Here is a 20,230-nt window from a genome sequence, read left to right as displayed (position 1 = left end):
CGCGCTCGCGCTGCGCCCCACAGAACACAGCTTGCACGAGCTGTTCAATTAAGGACTTAAGGTTTTGACCCAGATTCGCAATATTGCCATCATCGCCCACGTCGATCACGGAAAGACCACACTAGTTGATTCCATGCTGCGCCAGAGCGGCGTATTTCGCGCTAACCAGGAAGTGGTTGACCGCGTCATGGATTCGAACGACCTCGAACGTGAGCGAGGCATCACCATTCTTGCCAAAAACACAGCCGTGTTTTATCACGACCTCAAGATCAACATCGTCGACACGCCTGGCCACAGTGACTTCGGCGGTGAAGTCGAGCGTGCGCTAAAGATGGTGGACGGCGTCATGCTGCTGGTTGACGCCAGCGAAGGTCCCCTGCCGCAGACTCGCTACGTTCTGAGCAAGGCTCTTGAAGCCCATCTGCAGCCCATCGTCGTCATCAACAAGATCGACCGTCCTGATGCACGTGCTCAGGAAGTGCTGAATGAAGTTTACGATCTGTTCATCGATCTCGATGCCGAAGAGTCACAACTGGATTTTCCGGTTCTCTATACAAACGGCAAGCTCGGCACAGCAACCACCGATCCCGATGTTCCGGGCACGAATTTGCAGCCCCTGTTTGAGGCAATCGTAAATACGATTCCCGCACCTGCCGGAGACGCAAACGCCACGTTGCAGATCCTTGTGGCAAATCTCGATTACAGCGATTACCTCGGACGCCTTGCCATAGCTCGCGTCTTCAATGGCACGCTCCGCACGGGTGAAGAAGTCGGCATTGCCAAGCTCAACGGCGAAATCGAGAAGATAAAGATCACGAAGCTGTTCAGCTTCAGCGGCCTCAAGCGAACCGACATCACAGAAACCGAATTGGGAGACATTGTTGCCGTTGCGGGCGTTACTGGAATCACCATCGGCGAGACGATCACCAATCTCGAGACCCCGGATCCGCTGCCAACCATCCTGATCGACGAACCCACGATCGCAATGCAGTTCATGGTGAACACATCGCCCTTCAGCGGACGCGAAGGACAGTTCGTTACATCGCGCAACCTAGGCGAGCGACTCGAAAAGGAGTTGCTGACGAACGTCTCCATCCGCGTCGAGCAGACAGCTCCGGACACCTTCACCGTGATGGGTCGCGGCGAACTGCAACTCGCCATCCTGATCGAAATGATGCGTCGCGAAGGCTATGAAGTGGCTGTAGGCAAACCCGAGATTGTCACTCGCACCATCGATGGCAAGCTCATGGAGCCGGTCGAACTGCTCACCGTCGACATCCCGGAAGAGTTCATCGGCGTGGTCATCGAGAAACTCGGCATTCGCAAAGCTGAAATGCGCAAGATGCACAACCACGGCTACGGTCGCGTGCGGATCGAGTTCCGAGTCCCCAGCCGCGGCCTCATCGGTCTGCGTAGCGAAATGCTGACTGAAACTCGCGGCACTATCGTCATGAACTCGCTCTTCGACGGCTACACCGAGTGGCTGGGAGTCATTCCCCAACGCGCTGCGGGCGTAATCGTATCGGACCGCAACGGAACCACCACTCCTTACGCACTCAACGGTCTTGAGGAGCGTGGTGAACTGTTCGTCGGTCCGGGCGTGGAAGTCTACGAAGGCATGATCATCGGCCAGCATTCGCGAGAAAACGATATTGTCGTGAACGCTGTCCGCGAGAAGAAGCTGACAAACATGCGCGCTTCTACCGCTGACGATGCCATCCGCCTGATTCCTTTCCGCACACTGAACTTGGAGCAGAGTCTCGAGTTCATTGCCGACGACGAACTCGTCGAGGTCACGCCGAAATCGCTACGCCTGCGCAAGAAGATACTTCAGGCCAAGCAGCGTCCGCGCAAAGGAACCGAGCCCGTACCCACGGAAGCGTAGCTCGGAGCACCTCCAATCCTTTGAAAATCCCTCCCGAGCGAGGGATTTTCTATTTGGGAACACGAGAAAGTTTCTGGCTTGTTGTTCCCTGTAAAGCAGGCTTGCAGTTTAGAATGCCTTGGTCGTTTATTGCCGCATTGAGGGGATCACGAACGTGAAAACTTATTTCCGCCCGACGGTTCTTCGCGCCGCAGCACTTGGAATTTTGACGTTGTCGCTGATCGCCGGAGCTCACGCCCAGCAGCTCTCGCCCGTTCTCCAGAACGCAGTCGGAAAGTGGCAAGTGATCAATGACGAAGGCAAGCCCGGCGGCAAGGTCGAAACCTACCTGATGAATGGCAAGCTGTTCGGCAAGGTGATCGAACTAAAGCCCGGACGCAAGGCCGACGACGTATGCGAAAAGTGTTCTGGGGAACTCAAGAACAAGCCTCTTCTTGGCCTTCTCATCATTCGAAACTTCAAGCCTGAAGGCGACAACTGGGTCGGTGGGACTGTCGTTGATCCGGAAAACGGCAAGGAATACAAAGGCAAAATCTGGGCCGTCGGAAACAACAAGCTTTCGATGCGAGGTTTCGTTGGAATCTCGTTGCTAGGACGAACGCAGAACTGGGTGCGCCTGACGCCATAATGCGTCACGAATGCAACGGCCCTGCTTCGCGCGCTGGTTCCGGACGTTGCTGAATGAATCGCTCGCGCCGACTTTCGAGCAACACTCGAAGGATGTACAGCACCACTACGATGTTGATCAGGAGGATGACCATTTTCGTCCAATGGGGATGCGCTATCAGCGCAAAAACCTCAAATGGCAGATACACGGCACCGGAAATTACGGCAAACCACTCCGCCCATTGCCTCTGATACCACAGGCCATAGGCTTCCACCAATCTACCTGTCGAGTACACGAAACCGACTGATACTGCTGTCCAAATTCCACGTCCTGTCGTACGGTCGGCCACGTCATAGAACCAGTCTGCTACGCGAGAATCCGGATTCAACCGTAGCAGATCCACGATGTGGTCGACCACGCTATCCAGATCTTTGTGCAACAAAGAGAGCAGCACGACGCATAGAGCGATAACAGCTATGCCCTTCAACGCCTCGATACTTGCAACCGTACGCAAGCCGCATTTGTGGCTTGAGTTCTGCATTCCTTACTTCACCCTATTGCTTAAGTTAGATGAAGGCACCGTGTCCAATCTACACGACTGAACCTCAGTCTAAGCAAAAAAGAAACAATAACACCAACTCTGTCTGATCGCATGGCACTGCATACAACATGGCATCTCACGTGCTCATCCTAGGGGTTAGACGTATCACCTAGACTTTCCTTCAGGAGATTTTCCTAGAGCATGGCAACTGTCGAGCGACGCCCACTTCCATCCATGCCGGGCGTCAGCCCGTTTCTGCCTTGGACCGAGCGCCTCTTCGCAGCAGCAAACGCGCAGAGTGGACTAATTCTGACAGTGCAACTCGGTCTCTACTTCGCGGCCGCACTGGCATTGGCCGCTCTGAAACCATTCTGGTTCGACGAGATCATCACGCTCAACATTGCACGTCAGGGAAGCTTCCATGCCATCTGGAATCTTTTGACGCGCGCTGCCGATCCTAATCCGCCGTTATCGCATTTACTCACTCTCAGTTCGATTCGTTTGTTCGGAACAAGTGAGATCGCAGTTCGCCTACCAGCCATTTGCGCCGGAGCAGTCACAGTTTTCTGCATCTACGAATTTCTGGTTCGCCGGATTTCGCCTGTTTTCGCTGCCGTGGGAGTCTTCTTCTACATGACGACTCACGCTTTTGACTATCACTACGAGGCGCGGTCCTACTCGTTTCTTATCTGCTTTGCATCGCTCGCATTACTTTCCTGGCGTTGGACGCATGAATCGCGTCACAAACACGCGGCGGCCACATTGCTCGCTTTGTCGCTCGCCCTCGGCTTATCCTCGAACTACTACGGCGTGCTCGCATTCGTTCCTCTCGCTGCGGGAGAGTTTGTAGCCAGCTTGCAACGGCGCAAGATATTTTGGCGGGTGTGGGTCGCGCTTGCTGCCGGTGCTGTTCCGCTGCTCCTCTACTTACCCCTCGTGCACGCGGCTGTCGCGCGATTCTCTCCTTATGCCTGGAACAAGCCGTATCCCGAGTTCATGGGCGATGCTTACGCGCAGATGTTGGAAGCGAGCGTGTGGCTTGCGTTGGCGATTATTTATGCAATCTTCGTAGTTCTCGCATACGAGCGTTTGCAACTGGGTATCCGGCGTACATCGATTTTGCGAGCGCCTGAGTTTGTTGCCGTCACGCTGCTTGCAGGTTACCCAGTGCTGGGTTACTTGATGGCGATAGTTCGTGGCGGAATGATTAGTCCACGATTCGTCATTCCATTCTGCGTTGGTGTGTCGATCGCGTTTGCCATCGCCGCATTTAAGTTACTTGGCAAGAGTGCCACGGCAGCGCTGGCGTGCATTGTCGTTAGCTTCTGCTGGTTTGCATGTCGTGCGGGCAACATCGCTGGAGACTACAGCAATCAGCGGCAGGCGCTCGATCGTGTAATTTCAATGCTTCCAAAGGAAGGCACAATCCTAGTTCCTGATTCCCTGCTGGCCACACCGCTTCAACACTACGCGCCTCCGGAGCTCGCGAGTCGACTTGTGTTCCCGATGGATTTGAAATCAATCCGCAAATACAAGCGCGAAGATTCGCCCGAGCAGAATCTTGCGGCTGCACCCGAGATTTACTCAATCCCGATTGTGCCGCTCAGCAAACTTCTAGCGGCCGAGCCGACGTACTACGTGCTTGGGCCAGATGACAACTGGCTGCTGCAGCAACTTCGTGATGACGAAGTCCCTGCTCGACGCGTAAATATTGATTTCCGTTCACACGATCTCGGTGGGTTCACTCCACTAGCACATCGTGATGTGTCGTTGTTCAGAGTTGACAGCCTATACGCTGCAACTTACATTCCCTAGATAGCGTGATCACAAAATGAAGAAAACTGCCATCATCATCGGCGCCGGCCCGGCAGGACTCACCGCCGCGTACGAACTGCTAACCCGATCCGACATCCAGCCGATCGTGCTTGAAAAGAGCACGTATATGGGCGGCATTTCCCGCACCGTCGAGTACAAGGGGAACCGTATCGACATCGGTGGCCATCGCTTCTTCTCCAAGAGCGACCGCGTCATGAACTGGTGGCTCGAGCACATGCCGCTCGATGCGAACGGCGCCACGAACGCAGGCGAGCAGGTCATTCAGTATCAGAACAAGCAACGCTCCCTGCCTGCTGATACCCCCGTCGGCTCTGGCGACGAAACGATGCTGCTGCGCGAGCGCAAATCGCGCATTTACTTCCTGCGCAAGTTTTTCGAGTACCCGATCCAACTCAGCGCGCAGACACTTCGCAACCTTGGCCTTGTGCGGGTAATTCGGATTGGGTTCAGCTACGTATGGAACTCGCTGTTCCCACCAAAGCGTATCGAAAATCTCGAGCAGTTTTTTATCAGCCGTTTCGGCGGAGAGCTCTATCGCACATTCTTCCGCTCTTATACCGAAAAGGTCTGGGGTGTTCCCTGCGATCAGATAAGCGCGGAGTGGGGCGCACAGCGTGTGAAGGGCCTCTCAATCACGAAGACCATCGCGCATCATCTTCGTAAGCTGTTCAAGCCCAAGCAGGACCTTCGGCAGAAGGAAGTTGAGACTTCGCTCATCGAGCAGTTCATGTATCCGCGGCTTGGCCCAGGTCAGCTTTGGGAAATCGTCGCTCGCAAGGTGAACGCCATGGGCGGCGTCATTCAAACGGAATTCCAAGTGGACAGCATTCAGGTCGACGGCGATCGAGTTGTCAGCATTTCCGGCACGGACGCCGCAGGAAACAAGCAGACATTCAAAGGCGACTATTTCTTCTCGACCATGCCGATCAAAGAACTGGTTCACTCGCTCAGTGAACCCGCTCCGGCAAGTATCAAAGAAATCAGCGACGGTCTCCAATATCGCGATTTCGTCACTGTTGGCTTGCTTGTGAACAAGCTTGTGGTGAAGGACCCGACAACTCCGAACACGCTCATCAAAGACAACTGGATTTACATTCAGGAGCCCGAGGTGAGTGCGGGTCGTCTGCAAATCTTCAACAACTGGAGTCCGTATCTCGTGCGCGATCCCAACACGGTATGGATCGGGGTGGAATACTTCTGCTACCAGACTGATGATCTTTGGACGATGCCCGAGAAGGACATGGCCGCACTCGCCAGCCGCGAACTCGCTACCATCGGTATCATCAACCAGGCTGACGTGCTCGATGCGACCGTTCTCCGCATGCCGAAGACCTACCCGGCATACTTCGGGACTTATGAGCGCTTCGATGACCTTCGCGATTACCTGCTCCGCTACCAGAACCTGTTTCTTGTAGGCCGCAACGGCATGCACAAGTACAACAATCAGGATCACTCCATGCTGACGGCTATGACTGCGGTGGATAACATCCTGAGTGGACGACTCGATCAGTCCAATATCTGGGCCGTAAATACCGAGGCCGAGTATCACGAAGAAAAATCGACTCCTGACCGCAGCAAGGACATTGTTCGTCCTCACCAACCGGTGCACGAACCTGCTCCTGAAAGCGCTATTGATTCAACGAGTGGGATTTAAGATTATGATAGTAGGATGAAGGTTCTTGCGAGATTTATGTTGTCAGCGGCCGCGCCAGAGCACTTTCCCGCGCCCGATCTTCCGGAAATTGCTTTTCTCGGCCGCTCAAACGTTGGGAAATCCAGCCTCATCAATTCGCTGGTAAGCGCCAAGCTCGCGAAAACCAGTAACACTCCCGGACGCACTCAGACCATCAACTTTTTCGAGATTCGGTGGCCGGGTCGTCCGAGGCCGGAACTCGTCTTTGCCGATCTTCCGGGATACGGCTACGCTCGGGTTCCGAGAGCGATTACGCGCACCTGGCCGGAGTTTATCGAGCCGTACCTTGCTGAGCGATCCTGCCTGAGCCTCTGCCTCTGCCTGGTGGACGCAAACATCCCGCCGCAATCGTCAGACACGCACATGATCGACTACCTGCGGCAGACAAATCGTCCCATGCTGGTGGTTGCAACGAAGGCCGACCGTGTAGGCACACGCCTGCAAGCCTCGCTCAATGCGCTGAAGCAGGCACACGGTGTCGATTCTGTGCTTCCCTATTCAGCGAAAACTGGAATGGGGCAGGACGAACTGTGGAAGCGGCTTCGGGAAAGCGGACTCAAGGTCAGCGGTGAGACTGCCTAGTTTCGCTTGCACAACGTATTCTGAATTCCCAAGCTGCCGAAGGTCGATTTTACAAGTCATTGACTGACTTGCACTTACTTCTTTGCGGTTCAGAAATCGAATACTGACCTCGAACATCTGGATCCACGCCGCGAAATTGTAGTATCATATCCTCGTACTATGTCCTATCGATCTTGATATGGCCCGGGTAGATATCAGGCGGCGCACTAAGCAGAATCGTTTGATATCAGAAAACGATCTGCCCATCTGAAAGCCGGAAGTGCCCAGATCGAATCCAGCACGTGCAACATTGAACTTTGGGCTGTTGTTTCGCTCTCCCGGACGCTTCAATTTCATCGCAGAGGTAAAGACAACTCCATGGCAAAGAGAAGAGGCAATCCCAACTGGGGCAAACCCGAACCAATCGGCCCCGTAACCCCCACCATCACCGAATTCGAGCAGGTCGTCCGGGAGTTTAAGCTCACTCCGGACCAGTACCTCCGCTCCACTCGCCTTCGTGAGTGGGCGCGCAGAAATAAGAACTCGAAGTATATTCCTGAGCCACTCCTTGAAGCTTGGGGTTTCGAAATCGAGTCAACCCTGTAATGTGGGGAATTAAGACGGAAATAAGGCCGCTGACCTAGCGGCCTTTTGCATTTCAGCACAGGACTTCCAGTCCTCATTCGCATCCATTCGCTGCTCTCTCGATTGACGGGCATAGACCTAGAGTGCGATATTCAATTGTTACATTGCGATAAATCCAGTGCTACCAACTCTGGGCAGGGCCAGTCTTAGACCGACTACCAGTCCATAGGAGATTTCTCCTCAGCTATGCGCTTAATCCCGCGCGAAACTAAGTTCTTCGATCTCTTTGCCGATATGGCGAACAACTTAACTACCGGTGCTCGCCAGCTTCGGGATCTGCTCAATAATTATCAGGACGTTTCAGCCGGAGTCCAGAAGATCAAGGGCACCGAGCACAAGGGCGACGATATCGCCCACGCTGTTTTCGTCAAGTTGAACTCGTCCTTTATCACTCCCTTTGACCGTGAAGACATTCATCTTCTGGCCAGCTCTCTTGATGACGTGCTCGACTACATCAACGCCGCCGCCGATCGTCTCACGACGTACAAGATTCACAATCCTCCCGCAGCCGCAGCCGAACTGGCGACCATCATCCTGCGCCAAGCCGAGGAACTCGCCAAGGCCGTAGCTCTCATTGAAAAAGGCGATGCTCTGATTGAATACTGCGTCGAAGTAAATCGCCTCGAGAACGAGGCCGACGGCGTCAGCCGTGCAGCCATTGGCCGGCTCTTTGAAACCGAAACGGACCCTATTCAGCTCATCAAGCACAAGGAGCTGCTCGAAGTTTTGGAAATGGCCACAGACAAGGCCGAGGACGCAGCGAACGTGCTGGAAACCGTGGTACTCAAGAGCGCCTGAGTAACGGCTCACATCGCGGATGGGGCAGCGCCTCCGCTAGAGGTACGTCTTGGATACTGGATTATTACTGCTAGTTTTCACCTGTTTTGTGGCTCTGTCGTTTGATTTTATTAATGGATTTCACGACGCAGCTAACAGCATTGCTACCGTCGTTTCTACACGAGTTCTCTCTCCAAGATTGGCGGTAATCTGGGCGGCAGCCTTCAACTTCATTGCCGCCTTTATCTTTGGCATCGCAGTCGCGAAGACGATTTACGGTGGCATGATTCATATCAGCGCCGTCACCCAGTACGTCGTTCTCACCGGCCTGCTTGGTGCCATTGTGTGGGACCTTCTCACTTGGTGGTGGGGACTTCCGACATCATCCTCTCACGCGCTGATTGGTGCGTATGCGGGAGCGGCGATCTGCCGCACTGCCCTGCTGTCCGGCTGGCATGCGGCTCCTGCCATTCTCATCACAAAGGGCTGGATTCGGACGATCAGCTTCATCTTCATCTCGCCAATTGTCGGTCTTGTTGTTGGCTTTCTCCTGATGGTCCTGGTCTCCTGGATATTCCGCAGCAAGTCTCCAAGGCAGGTCGATACCCTGTTCCGCAAGCTCCAGTTACTCTCAGCCGCTTCTTATTCGCTTGGGCATGGCGGCAATGACGCGCAGAAGACAATGGGAATCATCGCCGGGGCTCTTTACTCCGCTCACTACATGTCTCAGTACGACGTCACCCACGACTGGGGACGCCTGCACTGGCCAATCATCATAATGGCCAACGGAGCGATTGCCGCAGGCACCTACTTTGGCGGATGGAAGATTGTTCATACGATGGGCAGCAAGATCACCAAACTCAAGCCTGTTGGTGGATTTTGCGCCGAAAGTGCTGGTGCCGTTACGCTCTTCACCACTGCTATCCTCGGAATCCCCGTCTCCACCACTCACACCATTACTGGAGCGATCGTTGGTGTAGGAACTACGCAGCGACTTTCGGCAGTTCGTTGGGGAGTTGCTACCCGAATCGTGTGGGCTTGGGTTCTTACAATTCCGGCTTCGGCCTTGGTTGCCGCAATATTCTTCTACCTGATCTACCTCGTGAATCCGGCAGCTTAGCCTTTTGTATTTGCAATAAAGAAGGGGAGCCGCGAGGGCTCCCCTTTTCGACCGCGGTGTAACGCCTTACCACACGTGGCAGGCATTCTCCCTTGCCATCGGCTTCCCTTTTTGACAACCGTACGCCTTGGCGAAATCCGGCTGATTGCTCAGCGGTAGGTTCACCCTGTAACGTGCGAGCGAATGCGGATTGGTCGTGATCTGCATACGTTCGATATCCGGACGAGCAGTTTCGCACCAGCTAAACGCATAGCTTGCGTAGAACCGCTGCCGTGCGGTGAGGCCGTCTTCCTCTGGCGTGTCGAGCGACTTGCCACGTGACTTGTACAGGTTCTCCAAGGCCATCATCGCCAAATGGATTCCGCCATTGTCAGCCGTGTCCTCGCCCTGCGTCAGCTTGCCGTTAGTCTTGGTCCCGAGTTCTGGCACGTCGTGGGTGTATTCCGAAGCAATGCAGTTTCCACGCTCGTCATAGGCTTTTGCATCCGCCGGAGTCCACCAGTCGTGCAGATTTCCCTTGGCATCAAACTTCCTGCCCTGATCGTCGAAGCCGTGAGTGATTTCGTGCCCGATAACCATTCCGATCGAGCCATAGTTCGCTGCATCGGACTGGTTCGCATTGAAGAACGGCAGTTGCAGGATACCCGCCGGGAAATTGATCGTGTTGTTCTGCGGATCGTTGTAGGCGTTGATGGTTGGCGGAGTCATCGCCCACTCCATCTTGTCCACTGGTTTGTTGATCTTGTTCAACTGGCGCCGCACCTCGAACGCGTTCGCCGAGTCGACATTCGCCAGGTAGTTATCAGGAACGACCTTCACAGAAGAGTAGTCGCGCCAGGTATCCGGATACCCGATCTTCTGAATCATGGCGTCCAGCTTCTCGACTGCCTGCTTCTTCGTCGGGTCCGCCATCCAGTCCAACTGCCCAATGTCCTGCTTCAGCGCGGTGCGAATACCGGTCATCAGTTCAACAGCCTTGGCCTTGCTCTCCGGCGGGAAAGCGACCTTGACGTACTCCTGTCCCAACGCCTCGCCCAGCCGAGCGTCTACGGACGCAACGCACCGACGCCACTGCGGGAGCATCTTCGGAGTTCCCTGCAAGGTGGTTCCAAAGAAGTCGAAATTCGCTTGCTCCATCTCGGGAGTGGTCTTGTTGGCCGAGGCGCGAATCGTCCACCAGCGCAGGTACGACTTCAGCTCATCCAGAGACCGCGTCTTGATCTGCTGATCCAGCGCAGGGAGGAACTCAAGCGTTGTCACGATGTAGAACGGCGGCGTGGGAGGATTCATCGCCTGTATGTATTCGTCGATATTGAACGACGGCATCGCGGCCCTGATCTGCGCTAGAGACTGCTTGTGATAGATCTTCACGGGGTCGCGACGATCTACGGCAGGCATCTGCGATTTTGCCAGTGCGCTCTCAATCTCGAACACAGCCGCAGCTTCCTTCTGCGCCTTGGCTTCGTCGTCGCCAGCCAGCTTGAACATGCGCACGAGATGCTTCTTATACTCCTCGCGAATCTTCTTCGAATTCTCGTCATCTCCGAGGTAGTATTCGCGCGAGGGCAGCGACAATCCAGCTTGATCAAAGCCTGCCACCATCTTGGACGAGTCTTCAAGGTCCTGCGTCGGCCCGAATCCAATCAGCGCAGTGCCCGTCTGGTTGTCGTCCCCTTCCCATGCCGGAATCAGGCCCTTGTGCAACCGCGCGAGGAGCTTGGGAAGCTCCTGCTTGCTCTTCATTCCATCGACGGGCTTCAACGCATCGGCCAGCCACTGCTTCCCTTTTTTGGCGCGCAGATCAAGATCCATGCAGCTCTTGTAGTAGTCACCCACAAGTTGCTCAGTACCCTTGGCCTTCGAATTGGCAGCGGCCTTCTCAAGGGTTTCGCGCAAGATTGTCTGATTCCATAGGTACAGAGGAGTGCCGGTGGACACGGCCGGAAGGTCACTCGGAATCGGATGTGCGGCCTGCCACTTTGAGCAAGCGTACTGATAGAAATCGACGCAAGGATCCTTCGATTTGTCCAACATTGACGCGTCAAACCGCTCCAGCTTCGGAGCAGCCTGGTTATCCGCGCTCGGCTTGGCTGCGGACGACTGCGCAAAACAGGCGCTAGCACCCAAAAGCACCAGGCACCCCATTCGGCTGAGATTTTTCTGCATGAGCACTCCAGATCGTTCTAAGGATTCAAATTGCAGTAGAGCCGATTCTACTCCCATCGGTGACTCGACTCTCCAGCAGATACGCTTTTGCATATCAAGGAGTTCCGTGAATTCGCCCCCTTGTTGAGGGACGTCAATATCTCAGGAAGTTCCGCGCAGCAGCTCAGATCCGCGACGCTTACCCAACAGGTTCGGAGTCCCTGCCCAAGATACGTAAGTGTGCAAATAGGATGTCCAAAGTTTCTCCACGCATAAAAAGGCCACGGCAGTTCGCGCCGTGGCCCCTCGTTTTCTTCTCTGCTCGTTTACTGTTTCTTCACTCGAATGTCGCGTCCAGTCATCTCCGGCGGCAGTTGTACGCCCAGAATACCCAACACGGTTGGTGAAATATCCTGCAAGGCACCATCCGGACGCAGCGTGAACTGATCAGCATTCTCGGCGACGTAGAGGAACGGCACCGGATTCGTGGTATGCGAAGTCAGCGGCCCTCCGGTTGCCGGATCGACCATCTCTTCCGCATTGCCGTGATCGGCCGTGACCAGCATCGCGCCACCCTTGCGCTTTATTGCCGCGTAGATTTCACCCAGGCAGGCGTCTACTGTTTCGACGGCCTTTACCGTTGGTTCAATCTTGCCCGAGTGACCAACCATGTCCGCGTTCGCGAAGTTCACGACCATCACGTCGAACGTGTTGTCTTCGATGTTCTTTACCACTTTCTGCGCGATCTCAGCTGCGCTCATCTCCGGCTTAAGGTCGTAGGTAGCCACCTTCGGAGACTGCACCAGAATGCGATCTTCACCTGCGAACGGCTTTTCTACGCCGCCGTTGAAGAAGAACGTCACGTGCGCATACTTCTCGGTCTCTGCCACGCGTAGATTTCGCATGTTCTGCGTGGCCATAACGTTGGCCAGAATGTTATTCAACCGCTCTGGCACGATCACCGTAGGCACTTTGAAACGAGCGTCATACTCTGTCATGCAGAGATAGTGCAGGTTCTTCGGCAGCTCATGAGACGGAATCTCAGCTTCCAGGCGATCCGCATCCGGCAGGTCGCGTCCGGCCTGCGGAGTAATGCCACTCTCTCTCGTCAGCACCTGGGTGATCTGGCGAGCGCGATCGGCCCGGAAATTGAAGTTGATGACAACGTCTTCATCGCGAATCGTGCCTACCGGCTCATGCTGCGCATCGACGCACACAAAGGGCACCACGAATTCGTCATACACGCCGCGGTTATACGACTCCTTAACGGCCTGCACCGGATCCGCCGTAGCTCCGCCCTCGGCCTTTCCGCGCACCATCGCGTCAAAAGCCTTGTGCTCACGATCCCACTTCTTATCGCGGTCCATCGCGTAGTAGCGTCCGCTGACACTGGCAATCTTGCCAACGCCATACTCACGCATCTTCTGCTGTAGCTGTTCAAGATATCCAGCAGCGGAATCCGGCGGAGTATCGCGCCCGTCGAGGAATGCATGGACAAATGCGCGCTCCACGCCACTCTGCTTCGCCATCTGCAGCAACGCATACAGATGGTTCTGGTGCGAGTGAACGCCACCATCGCTCAACAATCCAATGAAGTGCAAGCGGCGGCCGTTCTTCTGCGCTTCCTTCATCGCCGCCAGCAGCTGCGGATGCTTGAACAACTCACCGTTCTCGATCATCAGGTCGATTCGCGTGATGTCCATGTACACCACACGCCCGGCTCCGATGTTCAAATGCCCGACTTCACTATTGCCCATTTGCCCCGTAGGAAGCCCGACGAAACGTCCGCTGGTATGAACCAGCGTGTTTGGAAATTCACGGAGCAGCTTGTCGTAGGTTGGCTTGCGAGCCAGCGAAATGGCGTTGGTCTTCGACGGCGGAGCGTATCCCCAGCCATCTAGAATGATTAGAACCAGCGGTTTAGGTCGAGCCATGATCTATCAAACACTCCCGTCAACAGCGCACGATTCACTTCTGCTTGAGCGCTTCGGTTACTTGGACGCGTTGTCCTTTGTCGATGATTTGTCGTCCGCGGCTTTGGAATTTTGAGAAAGCTTCGGCTTGTCTTTGTTCACCTGGGCCTGGAAGTCTTCCAACTTTCTCTCTAGCTCGTCGCTGTACGCCTTCAGTTTCTGCTGTACTAGTTTTCCGCCGGCCTCGTTGGATTCACGAATGATTACAGGAACCTTCTCTAGAAGTCGCTTTCCGGATGGAGAACTGTAGAAATCGATCCCGGCCTGCACGTCTTCGGCGCTCAGGTTCTTCTAATAAACAGGAACCAAAGTGTCGGTGATCGACTCAAACGAGAACAGCGGTGTGGAGTCAAATACAGCGTCCAACTTCTTTAGCGTTGCCGCGTCCGAATCTGGATTCTTCTTCTGAAACGAATTGCGAGCAGACATTTTCAGCTTCGCCTGTGTGCTCTTGAGCGAAGCATCGATGCTCTCCTGAACGCCCATCGCCGACATCAGCTTCAACACCTGTGCGCGTGAAGGCGGAGTGCTGTCCAGCGCCACGGTCTGCGACTGCGCGACCGCGCAACCCAACATGAACAGCAGAGTTAAAAATGCAAATCTACGCCCCATCAACCTTCTCCTGAGAAGCTGTTCGTACTCGCAATCTTGTGCGGAAATGAGCATTGCTGGACTCGCCGCACACGTGTGCACGGCGAGTCCGAAATGACTTACTCCTGCTCGCCTGCCTTTTCCAGCAGTTCGCCAGAGTAGTTGAGGGCTCCGAGTCCCAGGAAGTTGGCACCCGATCCCAGTTCCTCTTCAATGCGGAGCAACTGGTTGTACTTCGCGATACGGTCGGTGCGGCTCGCCGAACCAGTCTTGATCTGGCCGGTTCCGGTCGCCACTGCGAGATCTGCGATGAAGGTGTCTTCGGATTCACCCGAACGATGCGACATGACGGCCGTGTAACCATTGCGCCGTGCCATTTCGATAGCTTCGAGCGTCTCCGTGATGGTACCGATCTGGTTGACCTTGATCAGGATCGAGTTGGCTACGCCGCTGTCAATGCCGCGCGCGAGGCGGGCAGTGTTCGTGACGAACAAATCATCACCCACGAGCTGAATCTTGCCACCCAATTCGTCGGTAAGCAGCTTCCAGCCTTCCCAGTCATCCTCGGCCAAGCCGTCTTCGATCGAAACGATGGGATACTGGCGCGCCCAGTCAGACCAGAACTTCACCATCTCTTCAGAGGTCTTCGTGGACTTGTCGCTCTTCTTGAACACGTACTTGCCGTTGTCGAAGAACTCGCTCGACGCCGGGTCGAGAGCAATCGCGATGTCGATGCCCGGCTTGTAACCGGCCTGCGTGATCGCTTCAAGAATCACTTCGATCGCTTCCTCGTTCGCCTTCAGCGAAGGAGCGAATCCGCCTTCATCACCTACCGCGGTGTTGTACCCTCTCTGCTTCAGCACATTCTTCAGCGCGTGGAAGGTCTCGGCGCCCCAGCGCAGTGCTTCGGAGAACGACGGCGCGCCAACTGGCATCGCCATGAATTCCTGGAAGTCAACATTGGAGTCTGCGTGTGCGCCGCCGTTGATGATGTTCATCATCGGAACCGGCAGAATCGTCGCATTCACGCCACCGAGGTAGCGATACAGCGGCAGATCATAGTGGTCGGCAGCGGCACGGGCAGCAGCCATGCTCACGGCAAGGATGGCGTTTGCGCCAAGCTTTTCCTTGTTGTCCGTGCCGTCCAGCTCGATCATCTCGGCATCGAGGTCGCTCTGGCGTGTGGCGTCCAGACCTTCGATGTGCGGACCGATGACGGTGTTTACGTTATCTACTGCCTTCTGCACGCCCTTGCCTAGATAGCGTGACTTATCTCCGTCCCGCAGTTCTACAGCTTCGTGTTCGCCAGTAGAAGCGCCGCTGGGAACGATTGCACGCCCCTTGGCTCCGCTGCTCAGAATAACTTCGGCTTCCACCGTAGGATTGCCACGTGAATCGAGTACTTCGCGCGCATGTACCAGATCGATCTCGGTCATAGATTCCTCTTCTTGTTTTTCGGGAGATAATTGCGGTTGCCGCCAACTGAGTTAACAATCGGCGACACAGATGTATAGGCGAGATTTAGGTAGTTCGCCAAACCAAGAAGAATTATATTCCACGGAAAGCCATCGCTCCGCACCCAGCCCTGAGTTTCGAAAATCAAAAGCGGCATCGCAGTCTTGGCAAAAACTCAGGACTTCCAGCCTATCTCGTAACTGCCTTGGTTCAATCGCGTTGCGCAACCAGCAAACAGGGCTCTACGCTCGTGCCGTGGGATGATTTTTCTGCTGCCCAGGAGTTCGTCAAATGAACAGTTTCCCCCGACTGCTTTGTCTGATCACGCTGACCAGCGCGGCCTTCGCGCAGGCGTCTAATCCCTCGTTCGTCACTGCTGATCCATCACTTGCCACCGAAGTCCAAACCGAAAAGCCATCTCCAATCGCCCCGGAGAGACAGCATCCTGATCTTCAGCCACGTACCACTGAAGCCACCGTACTCCCTGTAGCGACGGTGCTCCGCCTGAAGCTTGACCGCGCAGTTTCCACCGCAAGCGCCAAACCTGGCGAGCCCATAACAGGAACCCTAACGGCACCGGTTGTCGTAAACGGCCACACAGTTCTCCCCGCCGGCTCTGTTGTAAATTGCCGAGTCGAGCACGCCCATGGAGCACGCCGATTTTCCGGAAAACCTTCCATCACCATCAAGGCTCGAGGTACGCAACTGCCCAGTGGCGAGGAACTCAGCTTCACCGCATCCGTCGTCGATACAGCGCACCCTGATCAACTCGATGTGGACGAAGAAGGAAACGTACGCGGAGCTTCGCCGAATCCGCTTAACAAAATTGAAACGGCATCGCTCACCGGAGTAGGAGCCATTGCGGGTGGAGTGATCGCAGGTCCCGAAGGTCTCCTGATCGGCACCGCGAGCGGTGTTTTGGTTGCCGCGGGACACATCGTAGTCAAGCACCGAGAACTCACGTTGCCCATCGGCACCGAACTGATCTTCGAACTCGATGCCCCGTCTTCTTTACAATCCAGCCACTCAGGTATGCAATAGGGCTCAGGCAAAAAGAGTCTGATACTCACAAAGAAGTATCAGACTCTTCACAACTCCGACTTATCAGCAAATTAGAAGCGAATCACAGGTCCGGCCGTGACACGCAGGTTGTTGTTCGCCCCGCGATCGAAATAGATCTCATCGCCTATTTCAAACCGCATGCCGAACCATCCGGCAAAGAGTTCTAGTCCACCACCGGGATAGAACACTCCGTTCGTATCGCCATTCGGAATGCCTGTGATCTGGTTGCTCAACCTTTTGCTCGTCGAGAAGTTGATCAGTCCGCCCTTGGCGGTCACAAACGCACGGATTGGTCCCGAGGTGCCCACCTGCAGCTTCGGACCAAACATGAAGTGTGCCAAGCGAAGCGGGCTTCTCGAAACGGAAACGCCTGACGTCGAGAAGGACGTGTCAACGTTTTTCTCGAAATCATAGGCGCCCTCGGCCTCAAGTTGCACATTCGGATGCACGTTGAATCCGAGCCTGCCACCAAGCCCATAGAAGTTGGTATCAGCCGCATGATGCAATCGCGTGTAATTGAAGAAAGCGCCAATTTCAGCGTGATTGTATGTCGAGCTATTGTTGTCGAAGCGTTGAGCGAACGACGCAGGAACGAACGCACACAACGCCAGAGCCATCCCCAGTAGTTTGCGTTTCATGATGCTCTCTCCCCATCAACTTTCCATCCGCCCACACCGGAGATATGCTTCCGGGCAATTTAAATAAGGCGGTATGCTGACTGAATATGATGGTCGAAGCTCACCGGGGGTGGGCTATTTCGTCGTTATCAAATCTTGCGTTCAAAAATACTGAAGGTCATGAACCCCGCGTATTCCGCAGCTCTCAATGCTCTACCACGCCGTTTAGAGCTTCAAAGAACTCCGGGAACGAAACCGCAACAGCTTCCGCTCCGCCTATTGTTGTCTCCCCTTGGGCACGCAACGCAGTGATGGCGAAGGCCATAGCAATGCGATGATCGTCAAAGCTTTCAACCCTCGCTCCGTGCAGTTTCTGCCCACCTGGAATGCGCATTCCATCTTCAAATTCTTCCACTTCAGCGCCCATTGCGCGGAGGTTCCGCACGACCGCCTTGATGCGGTCGCTTTCCTTAACACGCAACTCAGCCGCATCTCTAATTTCGACACCATCCGTGCTATATGGAGCGATCGCCGCGATTGCGGGCAGTTCATCAATCAGTGCCGCGCTTTGTGCGCCGCTGATCGTGCCACCTTTGAACACGCCACCCTCGGCCTGCATTGTGCCGATCAGTTCTCCGTACTGATCCTCTATTTTCAGGAAGTTCACTTTCACTCCCATACCTGAGAGCACATCCAGCACAACCGAACGCGTCGGGTTCAGCAGCACTGAATCAATCACGAGACTGGAGCCCGGAAACAGCGCAGCAGCACAGAGGAAAAACGTTACAGACGACAAATCTCCTGGCACGTAGGCCTTGATTGACTTTAACTTCTGCCCTCCGCAAATGCTGACTCGGTCGCCATTCCGCTGAACTTCTCCGCCGAATGCCTTCACTGCCAACTCTGTGTGATCGCGTGTCCGAACCTTCTCGATCACGCTTGTCTCTCCATCGGCGAAAAGGCCAGCCAGCAGCACGCAGCTCTTTACTTGTGCGCTCGCCACAGGAGGCTCATACGTAACAGACTTCAGCCGAGTCCCATGTATGGTCAACGGTGCACATCCGTCGTGCGAGTCAATCTTTGCTCCCATCTGCTGAAGAGGCTCGATCACCCTCCGCATCGGGCGCTTGCTGAGGGAGGCATCTCCGATCATCACGCTTTCAAATAGCTGAGCCGCCAAAATGCCGCTGAGCATGCGCATCGTCGAGCCGCTGTTTCCGCAGTCTAGCGTGCGCGTCGGCGCCGACAGATTGCCGCCGACTCCATCCACTTCAACATGGTTCCCTTCGCGGCGAACGCGCGCGCCTAACGCTTCCATGCAAGAAAGGGTGCTTGCGCAGTCAGCCGAACTCGAGAAGTTTTCGAATTCAGAAGTGCCCTCGGCAATGCCCGCCAACATGGCATAGCGATGCGAAACTGACTTGTCGCCTGCGGTCCTCACACTGCCACGAACCTGTTTTGCTGCCCCGATTTTTACGTCCATCCTTGCCCTTTCCTGCACTTCACTGTTTAGGGTTGCCTGCGTACAAAGAAATATAAATGCTGTTTCCGCCTTGACACAGGCCAACTTCATCTATCCATCACTTCTCCAATGTTCACCGCATGAATTCAGCGGCTGGGCCCCCAAAACTGTCTTTCAGTTTAAGGAAGAAACAATGCAGCTCTTTCGCCTCGTCGCAGCGTTCCTGTTAATCTCCAGCATTTCCCTGCCAGCTCAAACTCTGGCCCAGCATTCCGGCGATGTCCAGAGAAGTATGTCATCTCAGGGACAGCCGACCTTCGGAGATAGCGGCATGGCCACGATCTCCGGGACGGTGCGCACCTTCGATGGCCACGCCGTTCCTAACGCAAGCATTGAAATCCGCGATAACTTGCGCGGAAGTCGAATGCTCGGAGCTACCACCGACGCGAGTGGTTCCTTCGTACTGTACAACGTTCCCCCTGGCGACTATGAAGTAGCTGCCACATCGGGCACGTCCGAAGCACGTGAGCGTCTGCGAGTGGACGCTACGCTGCACACATCAACAGTCGAGCTACGCCTTTCCAACAAAGCTGACAGCGAAGTGAAGACCGACAAGAATTCGACGGTGTCGGTGTCGCAGTACAAGGTGCCATCCAAAGCTCGGGCGGAATACGAAAAAGCGGTGCAGGAGATGGCAAAAGGCAAGAGTGATCGTGCGCTTGGAAAGGCGAACGCCGCCTTGAAAATCTTTCCAAATTTCGCCGAGGCTCTGACCCTGAGAGGTGTGCTCCTGGCTGGTGAAGGAAAAGACGACGCAGCCATAGCCGACTTAGAGCAAGCCATACACTGCGACAGCAAGTATCCCCTGTCCTACATTGTTCTAGGATCCTCGCTCAATAACCTTGGAAAGTTCGATCAATCGATTTTGATCTTGAACCAGGCCGAGCGGCTCGCACCCAATATGTGGCAGATATACTTCGAACTCGCTCGGGCCAACGTCGGTAAAGGTCAGTACTCAGACGCCCTCCGCGCCATCGATCGCGTTTCGGAAATGCAGGGCGGAGCGGAAAAACAAATGCCCGAAGTGCATCTTGTCCGCGCCTATGCTTTGGCTGGACTCACGCAGAATGCCAATGCGACTCAGGAGGCGGAAGCGTATTTGGCGCGAGATCCGAATGGCCGGGGCGCCAACGCAGCACACAAACTGATTGACAGCATGCAGGCCCCCACGATCAGTGCAAGCAAGTAGCGGGAGGAGTT

At 55.1% G+C, this 20,230-nt stretch carries 18 protein-coding genes; 10 read left to right on the top strand and 8 right to left on the bottom strand.

All coding sequences use genetic code 11. The features are described 5' to 3' along the window. Window positions 1-64 precede the first annotated feature (64 nt). Together typA and AC6IZD_RS05735 are read left to right on the top strand one after the other, a co-directional pair. Window positions 65-1,885 carry a translational GTPase TypA gene (gene typA / locus AC6IZD_RS05740; RefSeq protein ID WP_497786727.1) on the top strand — a complete coding sequence of 607 codons (1,821 nt, stop codon included), beginning with the start codon at window positions 65-67 and terminating at the stop codon, window positions 1,883-1,885. A gap of 154 nt (window positions 1,886-2,039) precedes the next feature. Beyond that, window positions 2,040-2,513 carry a DUF2147 domain-containing protein gene (locus tag AC6IZD_RS05735; protein WP_497786726.1) on the top strand — a complete coding sequence of 158 codons (474 nt, stop codon included), beginning with the start codon at window positions 2,040-2,042 and terminating at the stop codon, window positions 2,511-2,513. A 4-nt stretch (window positions 2,514-2,517) separates the two neighbouring features. On the opposite strand, the gene AC6IZD_RS05730 is transcribed toward AC6IZD_RS05735, so the two are convergent. After that, window positions 2,518-3,033: a DUF2127 domain-containing protein gene (locus AC6IZD_RS05730; RefSeq protein WP_497786725.1), complete on the bottom strand. Its 516-nt coding sequence runs from the start codon at window positions 3,031-3,033 to the stop codon at window positions 2,518-2,520. Between the two features lie 201 nt (window positions 3,034-3,234). On the opposite strand from AC6IZD_RS05730, the gene AC6IZD_RS05725 reads away from it, so the two are divergent. From AC6IZD_RS05725 to AC6IZD_RS05700, 6 genes are all read left to right on the top strand, one after another. Beyond that, on the top strand, window positions 3,235-4,848 hold the full coding sequence (locus AC6IZD_RS05725) for a glycosyltransferase family 39 protein (protein WP_497786724.1): 1,614 nt from the start codon (window positions 3,235-3,237) through the stop codon (window positions 4,846-4,848). Between the two features lie 16 nt (window positions 4,849-4,864). Beyond that, window positions 4,865-6,523, top strand: coding sequence for an NAD(P)/FAD-dependent oxidoreductase (locus AC6IZD_RS05720; protein WP_497786723.1), 1,659 nt, complete (start codon window positions 4,865-4,867; stop codon window positions 6,521-6,523). 15 nt (window positions 6,524-6,538) lie between these two features. Continuing rightward, complete coding sequence (yihA, locus tag AC6IZD_RS05715) at window positions 6,539-7,144, top strand: ribosome biogenesis GTP-binding protein YihA/YsxC (RefSeq protein ID WP_497786722.1); 606 nt, start codon at window positions 6,539-6,541, stop codon at window positions 7,142-7,144. A 357-nt stretch (window positions 7,145-7,501) separates the two neighbouring features. Next, a complete protein-coding gene (locus tag AC6IZD_RS05710; protein WP_497777302.1) occupies window positions 7,502-7,729 on the top strand; it encodes a hypothetical protein in 228 nt (75 codons plus the stop codon). 225 nt (window positions 7,730-7,954) lie between these two features. Beyond that, a complete protein-coding gene (locus AC6IZD_RS05705; RefSeq protein ID WP_497786721.1) occupies window positions 7,955-8,566 on the top strand; it encodes a DUF47 domain-containing protein in 612 nt (203 codons plus the stop codon). 49 nt (window positions 8,567-8,615) lie between these two features. Further along, window positions 8,616-9,665, top strand: coding sequence for an inorganic phosphate transporter (locus AC6IZD_RS05700; protein WP_497786720.1), 1,050 nt, complete (start codon window positions 8,616-8,618; stop codon window positions 9,663-9,665). A 66-nt stretch (window positions 9,666-9,731) separates the two neighbouring features. Here the strand turns inward: AC6IZD_RS05700 and AC6IZD_RS05695 are convergent, their stop codons facing one another. The 5 genes from AC6IZD_RS05695 to eno all read right to left on the bottom strand — a co-directional run bounded on the left by AC6IZD_RS05695 (window position 9,732) and on the right by eno (window position 15,810). Next, window positions 9,732-11,831 carry a M13 family metallopeptidase gene (locus AC6IZD_RS05695; protein ID WP_497786719.1) on the bottom strand — a complete coding sequence of 700 codons (2,100 nt, stop codon included), beginning with the start codon at window positions 11,829-11,831 and terminating at the stop codon, window positions 9,732-9,734. A gap of 305 nt (window positions 11,832-12,136) precedes the next feature. Beyond that, window positions 12,137-13,744 (bottom strand): 2,3-bisphosphoglycerate-independent phosphoglycerate mutase, encoded by a 1,608-nt coding sequence (gpmI, locus tag AC6IZD_RS05690; protein ID WP_497786718.1) that lies wholly within the window; start codon window positions 13,742-13,744, stop codon window positions 12,137-12,139. A 57-nt stretch (window positions 13,745-13,801) separates the two neighbouring features. Next, window positions 13,802-14,068, bottom strand: coding sequence for a DUF2059 domain-containing protein (locus AC6IZD_RS05685; RefSeq protein ID WP_497787563.1), 267 nt, complete (start codon window positions 14,066-14,068; stop codon window positions 13,802-13,804). 6 nt (window positions 14,069-14,074) lie between these two features. Further along, the gene (locus AC6IZD_RS05680) at window positions 14,075-14,395 is read right to left on the bottom strand and encodes a hypothetical protein (RefSeq protein WP_497786717.1); all 321 of its coding nucleotides are present in this window, start codon (window positions 14,393-14,395) and stop codon (window positions 14,075-14,077) included. A 98-nt stretch (window positions 14,396-14,493) separates the two neighbouring features. After that, entirely contained in the window at window positions 14,494-15,810 is a 1,317-nt protein-coding gene (gene eno, locus AC6IZD_RS05675; RefSeq protein ID WP_497786716.1) for a phosphopyruvate hydratase, read from the bottom strand. Window positions 15,811-16,120: 310 nt separating this feature from the next. On the opposite strand from eno, the gene AC6IZD_RS05670 reads away from it, so the two are divergent. Further along, on the top strand, window positions 16,121-16,870 hold the full coding sequence (locus AC6IZD_RS05670) for a hypothetical protein (RefSeq protein ID WP_497786715.1): 750 nt from the start codon (window positions 16,121-16,123) through the stop codon (window positions 16,868-16,870). A 71-nt stretch (window positions 16,871-16,941) separates the two neighbouring features. Here AC6IZD_RS05670 and AC6IZD_RS05665 read toward each other — a convergent pair whose 3' ends face one another. Both AC6IZD_RS05665 and aroA read right to left on the bottom strand, forming a co-directional pair. Beyond that, entirely contained in the window at window positions 16,942-17,529 is a 588-nt protein-coding gene (locus AC6IZD_RS05665) for a hypothetical protein (protein WP_497786714.1), read from the bottom strand. Between the two features lie 184 nt (window positions 17,530-17,713). Then, entirely contained in the window at window positions 17,714-18,991 is a 1,278-nt protein-coding gene (gene aroA, locus AC6IZD_RS05660; protein ID WP_497786713.1) for a 3-phosphoshikimate 1-carboxyvinyltransferase, read from the bottom strand. Between the two features lie 172 nt (window positions 18,992-19,163). On the opposite strand from aroA, the gene AC6IZD_RS05655 reads away from it, so the two are divergent. Beyond that, a complete protein-coding gene (locus AC6IZD_RS05655) occupies window positions 19,164-20,219 on the top strand; it encodes a carboxypeptidase regulatory-like domain-containing protein (RefSeq protein ID WP_497786712.1) in 1,056 nt (351 codons plus the stop codon). Window positions 20,220-20,230 lie beyond the last annotated feature (11 nt).

Source organism: Koromonas humicola (assembly GCF_059726255.1).
Note: the sequence above shows the minus strand (reverse complement) of the source record. Positions and strands in the feature narration are given on the sequence as shown.